Below are 14,899 nucleotides of genomic sequence, written 5' to 3'. Positions count from 1 at the left end.
AGGCTTCGGCCCTATAAGGGCCGGGGCCTGCGCGGCTCGCCGATGGAACATTCGAGAGCAGCTACGTCCCATCCAGCCGACCCGGCCGCGGCGCGGTAAGTGCTTTCCAGGAAAGCCAGAAGGGCAGCCTCGGGGTCTGCTGCCTGGCGAACCGCATCGTAAGGCAGCAGGAATTCGCCGAGCGTTTTGTCGAAATAGGCAGCTTCGGGGGCCACCTGTGCATCGGCAAATCCTGCCGGCGCCGGATAGGCATAGGAATAGAACGCCGGAAAATCGACACTCCCGCCGCCCGGCCAGAAGCCTGCCGAAGAAACCTCGTGGCTGTAGGCTTCGCGGGTAACGTCGTCGGGCAATGCCGGTATACCGCCGGGGTGCAGCGGCGCACGCCTGCCGGAAAAGCGCGTCACGGCGAGATCGAAACTTCCCCAGAAGAGATGAACCGGGCTGACCTTGCCGAGATAGGCGGTGCGAAATGTCTGGAACACGCCCGACACCGAGACCAGGGCCCTGAAAAAGCGGGTGACAGCTTCGGCATCGTAAGGACGCTCCGCCCGGTCCTCAGCGAAGGGTAGGGCATTGGGGATTTCGTTCGGCGCGCCGTGCAGTTCGGGCGTTCCTCCGAGCGTGCGGACAAGCTCCAGGAATTGACCGTAGAACGCTGCAACGGACATTGGCCCGAGCGCGAAGCTGGCCTTGCGCCCGTCCGTGCATGTTCCGGCCAACTGGTGGTCGATAAGATCGAAGCTCACCTCAATGCCGCCGGACCGGTCAGGCACCAGCCCAGTGGTGAGGCCGCGGGCATTCGGATAGAGCGTGGCGTGCCACGAATGGTTGACCCATGGTGTCCGGGCGAGCCGATATTTGCCGACGATCTGCGTGTAAAGATGAAGCGCGGCGCATGTGTCGCGCCACGGAAGGTAGGGTATTTCAGGCCAGCCTTCGTGCATGAGCCGGTCTCCTTCGCCGTTTCAAATCGAAACTGGACGGGATTTTCCGGCATGTCCATCCCGGCTCGATCACGTTCGAGCGGGCACGGAAATTCAGGCCACCTTCTCCGTCAGGCGTCTGGCCAGTGCCGAACACTGCGTGCGTATGTCGGGGATCGCCTCGATCTCGAAGAAGGTGCCGCGCGTCAGCGGGCCAATGGCGAACAGGCGCGTGGAAGCGGCACCTTCCGCATTGACGATGGCGCAGCCCGGCGTGACATCGAGACCGATGCGCAGCGGGTCGGGCCGGGCGAGGCCACGCTCGATCAGCGAACGCACGATCGGATTTGATCCCGTCGACAGGTCGGTGGTGATGCCGGTGCAATCGTAGATCCGCGCTACGTTCAGCGTCACGGCTTCCTGCTTGTGGCGCGGGCGAATGGTGGCAGCAAAGCCGTTGCCGTCCTTGCGCACACTTTCCAGCTTGCCGGCGAGCAATTCCAGATCGCCCGCCGCAAGTGCGCGCGAAACCCGCTCATGCAGGGCAGGCGGCATGCGGTGGCGGTGAATATCCCACCAGGCGCGCGTGTGCTCGATGAAACGCCGCTTCGCGCCGGAAGGCCAGCTTTGCCAGATGCGCTGGTTGAATGGCCTGATGCCATCGACGACATCGCGCCAGTTGCCGCCGGCGTCTTCGGTTTCACGAACCAGTTGGCGGAACCAGCGTATGAAATAGGAAAGGTCGGTGCCGAGCGGCACGTCGGCGGCGTCCAGCCTAATCGGTTTGCCGCGGCGGTGGATGGCCGGCAGCAGCCCGCGCCGGGAGAGCGCGACGATCTTGCCGCTGTGTCCACGGTTTTCCAGCGACAGCCAGAGATCGATCATGCTCAAGCCCGTTCCCAGAACCAGAACGGGTGCGTCGGCGGGCAGAGGGGTATCTTCTGGGGAGCCGGGCCGAATGGCGCCGCGATGGTCCGGCGGCGCCTGCTCCTCATGGCCGACGGCCAGCACGGCGATGTGCCCGACCAGGCTCGTTCCATTGGCAAGCTTCACCTCGACGCCGGAAGGCGTCGTCGTCACCGACTGGCAGGCTTCGTTCAGCGTGTGCAGCCTTCCGGTGCCTTTTTCCTGCTCGGTGAGCCGGTCGAGAATCTCGCGAAGATATTCGCCGTAGAGGCTGCGCGGCACGTAGATCTGCGGATTGTCCGGCTCGGCCAGCCCGCGCTCGACCAGCCAGCGGAAGAAATGCTCGGGATCGTCGGCATAGGCGCTCATGCCGAACGCGCTCACGTTCAGCACATGGTCGGGCAGGTTGGTGGAATAGGCGACGCCTTGGCCGAAGGCGTTGCGCTTCTCGATCAGTGTAATGCGGATGTCGGCATCGGGATCGCGCAACAGATGCGCCGCGAGCACGACGCCGCTGGCGCCGCCGCCGATGATGAGGATGGATTGTCTGCCGGTTGCGCGCTCAGCCACGAGATGGCCTCCGCCCCGTCAGAATATCAGGGCATGTCAGATGTGGTACTTGATGTCCTGTAGCACGTCGTCGTTGTCGGCGTCGCGCATGGCAGCCAGGCTGCGATTGTCCAGCACGTCGGCGATCGCCTGACGTACTTCGAGCATCATGTGCCGGACTTGGCATGTCGCCTCGTCACAATCTTCGCAGCGCTGATATTGGGTGCGGCTGGCGCAGGGAATCGGGGCCAGCGGGCCGTCGAGAACGCGCACGACATGGCCGATCTTGATCTCGGCCGCCGGCCGGGCGAGGCGATAGCCACCATCCTTGCCCTTGCGGCTCTGGACGAAACCGGCATTGCGTAATTCGCCGAGAATGGCGTCGAGGAATTTCTTGGGGATGTTGTTGGCAACCGCGATGTCGTTGACGAACGCCAACTGGCCGACAGGCATGCCTGAAAGATGCACGAGGGCCTTGAGGCCGTATTTGCCTTTTTTAGTGAGCATGCCCGCAACATTTCATCAGAAGTTCGCCTAAGCCTGTGGCGATCGTTTGTGTGCAAATCATGGCGGATAGCCCCCGCGTCGCTGCACCACCCAGACTTAAAATCGAGCGACATGATAAACAAGCTCAAACTCGTTGATTTTTGATGACTTTTCAGGCTGCTGTGGCCGATTTGATGCAATTTTCGCCGTGTCTAGCCCCGCTGGCACGCATTGCGGCCAAAAGATTGGCAAGTTGCCGGGCCGCGAGCTCGATCCCGACGAGCAAACCCGAATCGACCGAATGCGGGAAGAAAAGTTTCGTCACGGCGGCCACTCCTCGAAGATAATTCTACAAGAGTAGTAGACATTCGGCTGCTTGGCTTGGAACGACATTGCGCTCCGATCTTATCATCAGCATGAATATGCCAAGAGTGGCGGCAACTCGGGAATATTGACCGCCGATCGCACAAACTGCTGAAAGATGCGATCGCGGGCGTTACCCCGCAGCAAAAATGCGGCCGCGCCGGACTGTGACAAAGCCTTCATCGCCGGCCTTGGCCTGGATTTCGGGCGCAACATCGAGTTCCAGCGTCTCGCCCTGGTCAGTCGCGGCCAGCAGACGCCGGCCGTCGGGGCGGTCGATGACGCGCAGGATTTTTGCCGGCACGCCGTCGCCGTGCTCGGTCCAGTCGAGATCGCTGGGGCGCACGAAAATCTCCGCCTTGCCGTCGGCCACGCCGGGCGCGGACAGGGCGGCATTTCCGACCACTGCGCGTCCGCCCGACACATTTGCCGGCAGGCGGTTGGTGTCGCCGAGAAAACCCATGACGAAGGGCGAATTGGGCTCGCGGCAGACTTCTTCCGGTGTGCCCTGCTGGACGATCTTGCCGTCCTTCAGGATGACGACGCGGTCGGCGAGGTCGAGCGCCTCTTCCTGATCGTGGGTGACGAACAGGGTGGTGATGGCGAGCTCCTCGTGGATTTCGCGCAGCCAGCGGCGCAGGTCGCGGCGCACATTGGCATCGAGCGCGCCGAAGGGCTCGTCGAGCAGCAGCACTTTCGGGTCGACGGCGAGTGCGCGGGCGAGCGCGACGCGCTGGCGCTGGCCGCCGGAAATCTGGCCGGGAAAGCGCTCGCCGAGGCCGTCGAGCTTCACCAGCCGCAGGAGATCGGCGACGCGGGCGGTGATCTCGGCCTTCGAGCGCTTCACCTTGGAAACCTTCATGCCGAAAGCGACGTTTTCGGCCACAGTCATATGCGGGAACAGCGCGTAGTGCTGGAAAACAAAACCGACGCCGCGGTCGCGAACCGGAATGTCGGTTGCATCCTCGTCGCCGAAATAGATCTTGCCGCCATCGGCGAATTCGAGGCCGGCGACCATGCGCAGGATCGTGGTCTTGCCGGAGCCGGAGGGTCCGAGCAGCGCTACCAGCTCGCCGCTTTCGATTTCCAGCGAAACGCCATGCACGGCGCGGAAGGTGTCGAAAGTTTTTACGACGGTGTCGAGGCGGATTTTCACGTCGTTGTCTCCGGAACGGTTTGGTTCGCTGCCAGTGTCGGGCGGCCGCCGCGGCCGGCTCCCCGGCGCTCCAGCAGCACTTTGGCAACCAAGGTCACCACGGCAAGCACGGCGAGGATGGAGGCGGCGGCGAAGGCGCCGGCGGTCTGGTAGTCGTGGTAGAGCAGTTCGATATGCAGCGGCAGCGTGTTGGTCTGGCCGCGGATGTTGCCGGAAACGACCGACACAGCGCCGAACTCGCCCATGACGCGGGCATTGCACAGCACCACGCCGTAAAGCAGCGCCCAGCGGATATTGGGCAGCGTCACCGAGAAGAAAGTGCGCCAGCCCGACGCACCGAGCGAGGTCGCGGCCTCTTCGAGGTCACGGCCCTGCGCCTGCATCAGCGGGATCAACTCGCGGGCAACGAAGGGCGCGGTGACGAACATAGAGGCCAGAACGATGCCCGGCAGGGCGAACAGGATTTTGATGTCGGCCGATTGCAGGGCAGGGCCGAACAGGCCCTGCAAGCCGTAGACGAAGAGATAGGCGACGCCCGCCACGATCGGCGAGATCGAGAAGGGGATTTCAATGACGACCAAGAGGAAGCGCCGGCCCCAGAAGTCGAATTTGGTGATCGCCCATGCGGCTGCAACGCCGAAGGCGGTGTTGATCGGCACGGCGATCAAGGCCGTTGTCACGGTCAGGAGAATGGCGTGGAGCGTGTCGGGATCGGCAATCGCTGCCGCGTAGACCGCCCAGCCTTGCGAAAATGCCTGCACGCCGATGACGACCAGCGGCGCAACGATGAAGATGGCGGTCACCACCAGCACGGCGGCTATCAAGGCACGGCGGAAGCCGGGCTGGTCGCCGACGCGTGGCGGTTTTCTGGTTTTGCTTGCCATCGCTCAGCCCCTCGCCGTGTAGCGCAGGGCGCGGGCCTGCAGGATGTTGGTGACGGCGAGCATCACGAAGGCGGTTATCAGCAGCACCGAGGCGATCGCGGCGGCGGCCTGGTAGTCGTATTCCTCGAGCCGGATGAAGGCCAGAAGCGCGGTGATCTCGGTCGAGAAGGGCTGGTTGCCGGCGATGAAGATGATGGCGCCGAATTCACCGAGGCTGCGGGCGAAGGCGAGCGAGACACCGGCGAGGATCGCCGGCGTCAGCAGAGGCAGGATGACACGCGCAAAGATCGAAACGTCGGAGCCGCCGAGCGACTGGGCAGCTTCCTCAAGTGCCGGATCAAGGTCTTCAAGCACCGGCTGGATGGTTCGCACGATGAAGGGCAGGCTGGTGAAGGCCATAGCGATCATGATGCCGAGCGGCGTGTAGGCGACCTTGATGCCGGCTTCGCCGAGGATCGAGCCGAACCAGCCGTTCGGCGCGAAAAGTGCGGTCAGCGCGATGCCGGCGACAGCAGTCGGCAGGGCGAAGGGCAGGTCGACCAGCGCGTCGATGAAGCGGCGGCCGGGAAAGCGGTAGCGCACCAGCACCCAGGCCAGCGCGAAACCGAAGACGAGATTGAAGGCAGTGGCGGCGAGGGCGGAAAGTGCCGTGACGCGGTAGCTCGCCAGCGCGCGGCCCGACGAGACGATGCGCCAATAGTCCTCGAAGCCGAGGCTCGCCGCCTTGTAGACCAACGCGCCGAGCGGCAGCACGACGATGATCGAGACGTAGACCAGGGTTATTCCGAGCGCCAGGGGCAAACCCGGCAGGACGCGACGAGCCACGGACAAAGCCTTCCGGAAAATCGAAACTCAAAAAAGCGGGAAGCCGGCATGACCGGCTTCCCGCCCTTGAACAGCAATCGAGCTAAAGGGTCAACGCTCGCCGTAGATCTGGTCGAGCAGCGCGCCGGAAGCGAAATGCTCGGCCTGCACCTTGTCCCAGCCGCCGAAGACGTCCTCGACGGTGACGAGGCGGACTTCGGGGAACTTGTCCTTGAACTCGCCGGCGACCTTCTCGTCGTGAACGCGGTTGCCGTTTTCGGCAAGAATGGTCTGGCCTTCCGGCGTGTAGAGGAAGTCGAGATAGTTCTTGGCGAGATCGCGCGAGCCGCGCTTGTCGACCACCTTGTCGACGATCGCCACCGGGAATTCGGCAAGCAGGCTGACCGACGGCACCACGGCTTCATATTTGTCTTCGCCGAATTCCTTGCGGATGCCGGTGGTTTCGGATTCGAAGGTAATCAGCACGTCGCCGATGCCGCGCTCGACAAAGGTCGTGGTGGCGGCGCGGCCGCCGGTGTCGAAGACGGGTACGTTATCGAAGATCTTGGTGACGAATTCCTTCACCTTGGTCTCGTCGCCCTTGAAAGCTTCCTTCGCATAGGCGGTGGCAGCGAGATATGTGTAGCGGGCATTGCCCGAGGTCTTCGGGTTCGGGAAGATCACCTTCACATCGTCACGGACGAGATCGTTCCAGTCCTTGATGTTCTTCGGGTTGCCGGCGTGCACGAGGAAGGAAGGCAGCGAATAGAAGGGCGAAGACTGGTTGGGGAAATCGCTCTTCCAGTCGTCCGAGACGAAGCCGTTCTTGGCCAGGAAGTCGATGTCGGTAACCTGGTTGAAGGTCACCACGTCAGCCTCCAGCCCTTCGACGATGGCGCGGGCCTGCTTGGAGGTTCCGGCATGCGACTGGTCGATGGTCACGCCGGGATGGGCGGCGACATAGGCCTTGTTGACGGCGACGAACAGTTCGCGCGCCACGTCATAGGAGGCGTTCAGCAGCTTGTCGGCGGCAAATGCCGATGCAGGGGTGGCGAGCAGGCCGGCTAGGGCCGCGCCAACGAGCAGAAAACGTCTCATTCGAATAACTCCATGATCCCAAAGTTGTTTTGTCTTTGCGACTGAACCTATCCGAAGCCCTGGCAGTCCGGCGAGGAAGAGGCTGCCTCATGATCGCCGCTCATGAGAACGGCATTCTAATGATGATGTCACATTAGAATTTCATTTCAGCGAGACTGCGTGTTCTTCTCTTGCTGCGAGAATTTTTCTGATTTTGGGAAAAATCTTCTCATCGAGAATCGAATTCCGGTGGCGGCCACGGCTTACCGGAATAGTGTTTTCGATGTCGGCGGAAATTCGCAAAACCCGATCCTCTGTCAGCAGGGCCAGACCTCTAAAATAGCAGCATGAATCGGCGGCGAGGCGTCGCAAATCCGGCTGGGGCTTCCAGAGGAGTGCAGCATGACCACATTGATACTACCCGGCCTGAACGGTTCCGGCGAGGACCATTGGCAGCGCCACTGGCTGGCGGACCATGACGATGCGATCCTCGTCTCCCAGGAACATTGGGACAAGCCGGTGCTGGAAGACTGGCTGCATACGCTGGAAAGCGAGCTCGTCGCCCATCCGGGTGCTGTTCTCGTTGCGCACAGCCTCGGCTGCATCCTGGCGGCAAAGCTCGCCGGCCGCCCGGCTGCCGAGCATGTCGCCGGCGCGGTGCTGGTCGCGCCCTGCGATATCGACGTGACCAATGCCAAACATCCCGGCTTGATCGACTTCGGCGCGATGCCGCGCCGACGGCTGCCGTTTCCGTCGATCTTCGTTGCCAGCCGTAATGACAGCTACATGGATTTCGACATCGCGCAGGAATATGCGGGCATCTGGGGCAGCGGACTGGTCGATATCGGCGATGCCGGGCACATCAACGTCGCCAGTGGCTTCGGCCGCTGGGAGGATGGCTACGCACTGGCCTCGTGCTTCAAGTTTGCCCGGGTTGAGGTGGCTTCGCGGGCGGCTTAGAGCCTTTCTGAATTCAGTTTGCGCTGCCCCCCACCCTTACCCATACCGGAGCGAGACCCGTGGCTTGCCCCGGTCGGTGCCGGTAGGCGGATGAGGGCAGCGCAACCTACGACAAGAATGCCTGGCCTTATGTCTCCGACAGAAACACCTTCCAGCGGCGCGGCCTGAAGGCGACGCGGCTTTTCTGCGCTGCCGGGTGCTCGATCGGCAGTTCGATCTCGACGCGCTGCCTCTCGCCGCCGATCTCCAGTTCGACACGCCGCGTGCCGGCAACGCGCCGGCTGGCCACCACAGTGCCGGCGATGCAGCCATTGCATTCCTCCAGCAGTTCGACGTCGTGCGGGCGAAAATAGAGCTCTGCCTTGCCGTTCGGTGCGTCGGGCACGGAAAGCCCGATGGGGCGGTCGGCGACCCACAGCTGTCCGTCCTCTACCTTTACCGGCAAGGAACTCGATTCGCCGATGAAGCCGTAGACGAAGGGCGAGTTGGGCGTGTCGTAGACCTCGTCGGCGGTGCCGACCTGCTCGATGCGGCCCTGGCTCATGACGACGACGCGGTCGGCAAGCTCCAGCGCTTCCTCCTGGTCGTGGGTGACGAAGACGGTCGTATGCCCGGTTGCGTCGTGGATCTCGCGCAGCCAGCGGCGCAATTCGCGGCGCACCTGCGCATCGAGCGCGCCGAAGGGCTCGTCGAGCAGCAGAACCTTCGGCTCGATCGCCATGGCGCGGGCCAGCGCCACGCGCTGACGCTGGCCGCCGGAAAGCTGTGCCGGGTAGCGCTTTTCGAGGCCGGAAAGCTGGACGAGGTCGAGCAGTTCGGAGGCGCGGCGGCGGATTTCGGCTGCGGCAGGCCGGGTTGCGCCCGGACGAACCTTCAAGCCGAAGCCGACATTGTCGGCCACCGTCATGTGCCGGAACAGCGCGTAATGCTGGAAGACGAAGCCGACATTGCGCTCCTGGATGGTGCGATGCGATGCGTCCTCATCGCCGAAATAGATCGCGCCCTTGGTCGGTTTCTCCAGCCCGGCGATCAGGCGCAGCAGCGTCGTCTTGCCCGAACCGGACGGACCCAGCAGCGCAATCAGTTCTCCGGACTTGATGTCGAGCGAGACGTCGTGAAGCGCCGGAAACCGGTCGAACTCCTTGCGCACATTGGCGACGCGAACTTCCATTAATTTACCCTTGTTCCCGAATTCTTCTTGTCAGTGTCCGCGGCTGCCGGCGATGGCGTGGCCGTAGCGGATTTCCAGAATGGTCTTCAAAACGAGCGTGACCAGCGCCAGGCCTGCCAGCAGCGAGGCGACGGCAAAAGCACCGACGGCGTTGTACTCATTGTAGAGGATTTCGACATGCAGCGGCATGGTGTTGGTCAGGCCGCGGATGTGACCCGACACGACCGACACCGCGCCGAACTCGCCCATGGCGCGGGCGTTGCAAAGGAGCACGCCGTAAAGCAGGCCCCATTTGATGTTGGGCAGCGTCACATACCAGAAGGCCTGCCAGCCATTGGCGCCGAGCGAAAGGGCTGCTTCCTCGTCGCCGGTGCCCTGTTCCTGCATCAGCGGTATCAGTTCGCGCGCTACGAATGGGAACGTCACGAACACGGTTGCCAGTACGATGCCGGGCACGGCGAAGAGGATTTCGATGCCGTAGCTTTTCAGCCATGGGCCGAGCACGCTGCTTGCGCCGAAAAGCAGCACGTAGACCAGGCCGGAAATGACCGGCGATACCGAGAAGGGCAGGTCGATCAGGGTGATCAGGAACGCCTTGCCCTTGAACTCGAACTTGGCAATCGCCCAGGCGGCAGCCACGCCAAAGACAAGGTTCAGCGGCACGGAGATCGCCGCCACCAGCAAGGTCAGGCGGATCGCGGCGACCGTGTCGCGGTCGACCAGCGCTTCGGTGTAAGGCTCGATGCCGCGCTTGAACGCTTCGGCAAAGACGAGCACCAGCGGTGACAGCAGGAAGATCGCCAGGAAGCCGAAGGCCAGCGCCATCAGGATCCAGCGCGTCGTGCGGCTTTCGTTGATGGCCGACGCGCGGTTTTCGCGGGCGCGGCTTGAAGAGGTTTCGACAAGCTCAGCCATAGCGTTTGCGGCTCCACGACTGGAGGAGGTTGATGACCAGAAGCATGACGAAGGAGATGACCAGCATGATCGTGGCGATGGCGGTGGCTGCGGCGTAGTTGTATTCCTCGAGCTTGATGACGATCAGCAGTGGCGCGATTTCCGAGACGTAAGGCATGTTGCCGGCGATGAAGATGACCGAGCCGTATTCGCCGACGCCGCGGGCGAAGGCCAGCGCGAAGCCGGTGACGATGGCCGGTGCGAGGCCGGGAAACAGGATGCGCGTGATGGTCTGGAAGCGGCTGGCGCCGAGTGTGGCGGCTGCCTCCTCGACCTCCTTGTCGATCTCCTCGATGATCGGCTGCACCGTGCGCACGACGAAAGGCAGGCCGATGAAGATCAGGGCAATGACGATGCCGAGCGGCGTGTAGGCGACCTTGATGCCGAGCGGCGCCAGAAGGCTGCCGATCCAGCCCTTGGACGCGTAGAGCGTGGTCAGCGCGATGCCTGCGACCGCCGTCGGCAGGGCGAAAGGCAGGTCGACCATGGCGTCGATTACGCGGCGGCCGGGAAAGCGGTAGCGCACCAGAACCCAGGCGACGATGGTGCCGAAGACGACATTGACGGCAGCCGCGATCAGCGCCGTGCCGAAGCTGATCTCCAGCGCCTTGACCGTGCGGCGGTCGGTGGCGATTGCCCAGAAATCGGTCCAGCCAAGTGACGCCGAACGCCAGACGAGACCCGTCAGCGGGATGAGGATGATGAGCGTGAGGTAGGCAAGCGAGAAGCCGAGCGTCAATCCGAAACCCGGAATGACGCTCGGCGCCTTGAATCGCCACCCCGCCTGGGCGGGTTCTGTGGTCATGTCGTCCCTTATTCGCTGCGCGCAGCTAGTAGTAACATGCTCTGCCGGGGCGAATGGCGTGGCTTTTTAGAAAAGTCGCGTCAAACGCCCCGGCAGAGCCAAGTCGGTAGATAGTCCGAATTACTGGGCCGGCTTGTAAAGCTGGTCGAAAATGCCGCCATCGCCGAAATGCTCGGGCTGTGCCTTTTTCCAGCCGCCGAAGATCGGGTCGTCGATGGTGACGAGCTTCAACTCGGGCAGCTTCTGCAACTCGTCGGCCGGAACAAGATCAGGCTTGGACGGGCGGTAATGATGCTTGGCGGCGATGCGCTGGCCTTCCTCGGAATAGAGATATTCGAGATAGGCCTGGGCTACCTTGCGGGTGCCCTTGGCATCGACATTGCCGTCGACCACCGCGACCGGCGGTTCGGCCAGGATGGAGGAGGGCGGGAAGACGATGTCGAACTTGTCGGCGCCGAATTCGTCGAGCGCCAGATAGGCTTCGTTTTCCCATGCGAGCAGCACGTCGCCCTGGTCGCGCTCGGCAAATGTCACCGTCGAGCCGCGCGCGCCGGTGTCCAGGATGGGAACGTGCTTGCTGAAGAGGGTGGCGATGTAGTCCTTGATCTTGGCCTGATCGCCGCCATACTCCTTGTCGGCCCAGGCCCATGCGGCCAGATAGTTCCAGCGCGCGCCGCCGGACGTCTTCGGGTTCGGCGTGATGACCTGCACGTCGTCCTTCACCAGGTCGCCCCAGTCGTTGATCGCCTTGGGATTGCCCTTGCGGACAAGGAAAATGATGGTCGAGGTGTAGGGCGAGGAGTTGTTCGGCAGCTTGCCGCGCCAGTCCGGCGCGATCTTCTTGGTCTTTTCGGCAATGGCGTTGATATCGCTTTCCAGTGCCAGCGTGACGACATCGGCGTCGAGCCCGTCGATCACCGCGCGGGCCTGCTTGCCCGAGCCGCCATGGGAGTTCTGGATGGTCACCGTCTCGCCGGTCTCGGCCTTCCAATGCTTGGCGAAGGCTTCGTTGTAGTCCTTGTAGAGTTCGCGTGTCGGATCGTAGGACACGTTGAGGATCGTCGTATCGGCCGCTGCCAAGCCGAGAGACCCGAGTTGCAGTGCTCCGGCGAGGAGGCCGGCAAGAAGGTAACGAGATCGATATTTGGTCATGTCTGCCTCCGTTGAATTCGAAGGGTACTCTATCGATTTGATAGAAATTAGACGCACCCAAACATGCTAATTTAGGGGAGCGTGAGCAATTTTCCTCACTTTGGAGGGGATGATGGAGGAAAAATTTTTTTCTAATGGGGGTTGGGCGTTCTGTCGCCTCCGGTATTTCAAGCCAAAGGTATCAACCCGGCGCCCAGCTGGAACACCCCCCTCTGGCCTGCCGGCCGCCCTGGCCCGAGCCACGGGTCTCGGCCCGTCCTTCGGCCCCCCCGCAAGGGAGATTAGCTGCCATCAGCTTGGCCACCAGTTCTGCAACGTCGAAGATTGGTGAAAGCAGACATGAAGGCTGATCTCCCTCCTTGCGGAGATGCCGGCAGGCCAGAGGGGCGCGCGAAGGAACGCTGTGCCGCTACTCCACAAACACCTTCACGCTTGCCGCGCGGCCGGCGGCGTCGATGACGGTCAGCGTCGAATAGCCGGTGCCGTCGGGCTGCCATGTCGCGGTGCGGCGGCGCTCGAGTTCGGCCAGCGGCTTGCCGTTTGCCAGCCAGCGGAACGGCGCGCGGCCACCCTGCAGTTTCAGCACCAGCGGTGAGGCGGCGCTTGAGACCGTTCCGAGATCGACCCTTGCCCCATCCGGCGGAAAGATGATCTGCGGCGGCGGTTCGGTCGGCGCGGCTATCGCGACCAGCCCGTCCGAGCCGGAGGTGAAACGCGCCTGCGTCACCGGCAGATCGGCGCGTGCGGTGCGCAACGCTCCAGCCGGCGCGCGGGCAAGCGGCACCGCGGCAAGGCCGGACCGGGCAAAGCCCTCGAACAGGATTGGCGCTGCCGAGACATAGCCGGACAGGCCGGGCACCGAGCCGGAATCCGCGCGCCCGACCCACACGCCCAGCACATAGCGGCCGTCGAAGCCGACCGACCACGCGTCGCGGTAGCCGTAGGATGTGCCGGTCTTGTAGGCGATGCCGCGATGGCTGGCCCCTTCCGGCGGCTTCACGCCGGAAAGAATATCGGCGATCTGCCACGTCGCCTGCTCATCGAGGATCGTACCGCCGCCCTGCACTGGCTCGGTCGCCTCGGTGCCGTCGCGGAGGATGTGGGCCTTTCCGTTGTTGGCGAGGCCGGTATAGAGCTGCACCAGATCGCGCAGCGACAGCCCGACGCCGCCAAGGCCGATGGCAAGGCCCGGCGGCTCGTCTTTCGGCAAGGCAGGGATGACGCCGGCCTGCCGGAACCGCGCCGTCAGCCGCGCCGGGCCGACCGCGTCGAGCAGGCGCACGGCCGGCACGTTGAGCGACAGTTGCAGCGCCTGACGCACGCTGACATCGCCCTGATAGCTCATGTCGAAATTGCGCGGGCGGTAGCCGGCGAAATCGGCGGGGCGGTCCTCGATCAGCGTTTCCTGCGCGACAAGACCCTGTTCCATCGCCAGCCCGTAGATGAAGGGTTTTAGCGTCGAGCCGGGCGAGCGCGAGACGTTCGTCATGTCGATCCAGCCCGAGCGGCTGGCATCGAAATAGTTCGCCGAGCCAACCTCGCCGAGGATTTCGCCGGTGCGGGCATCGGCCAGGACCATCGCCACCGAAATGCGCGGGCCAAGCTTGGCCGCAGCACTTTTGGCGACGGCTTCCAGCCCTTCCTGAACGCGCTTGCGCAGCGTGACCTGATGCCGGCTCTGCGAGGGCGCCTTGCGGAGTGCGGCATCGGCAACATGTGCGGCCAGCGCGGGAAGGGCAAAGCGCACCTCGGAAACGGTGTCGTTTGCCGCGCGGGCGGCTTCGCGCTCGCCCAGAATATCCGCCGTCACCATGCGTTCCAGCACGCGGTCGCGTGCGGCCTGCGCGGTCTTCAGGTTGCGGTCGGGGCGGCGGCGTTCGGGCAATTGCGGCAGGGCAACGAGCAATGCTGCTTCCGAAACGGTCAGCCGGCGCGGCTCCTTGCCGAAATAGGCAAGCGAGGCGGCGCGCACGCCTTCGAGATTGCCGCCATAGGGCGCCAGCGTCAGGTAGCGCTCGAGGATGTCGCGCTTGGAAAGCCGCCGCTCGATCTGGATGGCGCGCAGGATCTGCCGGAATTTGGACCCGAAACTGCGGCTGTCGCGGGGCTCGATCAGCCGGGCAAGCTGCATCGACAGCGTCGAGCCGCCCGAGACGATGCGGCCGTTGCCGGCGAACTGCTTGGCTGCGCGGAGCAGTGCGAGCACATCGACGCCGTCATGGTCGAAAAAGCGCTTGTCCTCATAGGCGATGAGCATTTTTACGAATTGCGGATCGACCTGGTCGAGGCTGGTTCCCAGCCGCCAGTAGCCGTCGGGTGTCGCATAGGCGCGGAGAAGAGCGCCGTCGCGGTCGAGCACTTCCGAGGAGACGGTGAGTTGCGCGGGCAGGGGTGGGGGGTAGGCTCGGTCGAGGGTGTAGAGGGTGGTGATCGTTAGTGCGACGACTGCCGCACCGGCTGTGGCGTAAGCCGCCAGTTTTCGCAGCGCTCTTATTGGGACAGGCATAGCTGCCCCTCATCCGCCTGCCGGCACCTTCTCCCCGTATAGTGACGGGGAGAAGAAGGCTGGCCGCAACCCTACCGCTTCCTCCTTCGAGGGAAGAAGAAGGCTGGCTGCAACGTCGATGCCCCCCTCTCCCCGTTTACGAGGGGCCGGAGGACGGGCGAGACCCGTGGCTCGCCCCGGAATGGGTAAGGGTGAGGGGC

14 protein-coding genes are annotated in these 14,899 nt (G+C 63.6%); 1 reads left to right on the top strand and 13 read right to left on the bottom strand.

What is annotated here, in order from left to right; translation table 11 throughout:
- Positions 1–11 precede the first annotated feature (11 nt).
- The 8 genes from BM413_RS10165 to cysP form a co-directional block, all read right to left on the bottom strand.
- Entirely contained in the window at positions 12–947 is a 936-nt protein-coding gene (locus BM413_RS10165; protein ID WP_091912953.1) for a DUF5996 family protein, read from the bottom strand.
- 93 nt (positions 948–1,040) lie between these two features.
- Positions 1,041–2,402: an FAD/NAD(P)-binding protein gene (locus tag BM413_RS10160; RefSeq protein WP_091912952.1), complete on the bottom strand. Its 1,362-nt coding sequence runs from the start codon at positions 2,400–2,402 to the stop codon at positions 1,041–1,043.
- Between the two features lie 36 nt (positions 2,403–2,438).
- Entirely contained in the window at positions 2,439–2,888 is a 450-nt protein-coding gene (locus tag BM413_RS10155; protein ID WP_091912950.1) for an RrF2 family transcriptional regulator, read from the bottom strand.
- Between the two features lie 151 nt (positions 2,889–3,039).
- Entirely contained in the window at positions 3,040–3,192 is a 153-nt protein-coding gene (locus tag BM413_RS33395) for a hypothetical protein (RefSeq protein WP_210188924.1), read from the bottom strand.
- 171 nt (positions 3,193–3,363) lie between these two features.
- Positions 3,364–4,386 carry a sulfate/molybdate ABC transporter ATP-binding protein gene (locus BM413_RS10150; RefSeq protein WP_091912948.1) on the bottom strand — a complete coding sequence of 341 codons (1,023 nt, stop codon included), beginning with the start codon at positions 4,384–4,386 and terminating at the stop codon, positions 3,364–3,366.
- A complete protein-coding gene (gene cysW / locus BM413_RS10145; RefSeq protein ID WP_091912946.1) occupies positions 4,383–5,270 on the bottom strand; it encodes a sulfate ABC transporter permease subunit CysW in 888 nt (295 codons plus the stop codon). The genes BM413_RS10150 and cysW (BM413_RS10145) overlap by 4 nt, the downstream gene beginning before the upstream one ends.
- A 3-nt stretch (positions 5,271–5,273) precedes the next feature.
- Positions 5,274–6,095 (bottom strand): sulfate ABC transporter permease subunit CysT, encoded by an 822-nt coding sequence (cysT, locus tag BM413_RS10140; RefSeq protein ID WP_091913375.1) that lies wholly within the window; start codon positions 6,093–6,095, stop codon positions 5,274–5,276.
- A 90-nt stretch (positions 6,096–6,185) separates the two neighbouring features.
- A complete protein-coding gene (gene cysP / locus BM413_RS10135) occupies positions 6,186–7,172 on the bottom strand; it encodes a thiosulfate ABC transporter substrate-binding protein CysP (RefSeq protein ID WP_091912945.1) in 987 nt (328 codons plus the stop codon).
- 381 nt (positions 7,173–7,553) lie between these two features.
- Between cysP and BM413_RS10130 the strand changes: the two genes are divergently transcribed.
- The gene (locus BM413_RS10130) at positions 7,554–8,111 is read left to right on the top strand and encodes an RBBP9/YdeN family alpha/beta hydrolase (protein WP_091912943.1); all 558 of its coding nucleotides are present in this window, start codon (positions 7,554–7,556) and stop codon (positions 8,109–8,111) included.
- A 127-nt stretch (positions 8,112–8,238) separates the two neighbouring features.
- Here BM413_RS10130 and BM413_RS10125 read toward each other — a convergent pair whose 3' ends face one another.
- From BM413_RS10125 to pbpC, 5 genes are all read right to left on the bottom strand, one after another.
- Positions 8,239–9,282, bottom strand: a complete 1,044-nt coding sequence (locus tag BM413_RS10125) for a sulfate/molybdate ABC transporter ATP-binding protein (protein WP_091912942.1) — start codon at positions 9,280–9,282, stop codon at positions 8,239–8,241.
- 30 nt (positions 9,283–9,312) lie between these two features.
- A complete protein-coding gene (gene cysW / locus BM413_RS10120; RefSeq protein ID WP_091912940.1) occupies positions 9,313–10,197 on the bottom strand; it encodes a sulfate ABC transporter permease subunit CysW in 885 nt (294 codons plus the stop codon).
- Positions 10,190–11,041, bottom strand: coding sequence for a sulfate ABC transporter permease subunit CysT (cysT, locus tag BM413_RS10115; RefSeq protein ID WP_091912939.1), 852 nt, complete (start codon positions 11,039–11,041; stop codon positions 10,190–10,192). The genes cysW (BM413_RS10120) and cysT (BM413_RS10115) overlap by 8 nt, the downstream gene beginning before the upstream one ends.
- 120 nt (positions 11,042–11,161) lie before the next feature.
- Positions 11,162–12,193, bottom strand: a complete 1,032-nt coding sequence (locus BM413_RS10110; protein ID WP_091912937.1) for a sulfate ABC transporter substrate-binding protein — start codon at positions 12,191–12,193, stop codon at positions 11,162–11,164.
- A 409-nt stretch (positions 12,194–12,602) separates the two neighbouring features.
- The gene (pbpC, locus tag BM413_RS10105) at positions 12,603–14,699 is read right to left on the bottom strand and encodes a penicillin-binding protein 1C (protein ID WP_091912936.1); all 2,097 of its coding nucleotides are present in this window, start codon (positions 14,697–14,699) and stop codon (positions 12,603–12,605) included.
- Positions 14,700–14,899 lie beyond the last annotated feature (200 nt).

The organism is Mesorhizobium sp. YR577 (genome assembly GCF_900116595.1).
Taxonomy (GTDB): Bacteria; Pseudomonadota; Alphaproteobacteria; order Rhizobiales; family Rhizobiaceae; genus Mesorhizobium_M.
The sequence above is the reverse complement of the archived record's forward strand: the minus strand, read 5'-3'. Positions and strand labels throughout refer to the sequence as shown.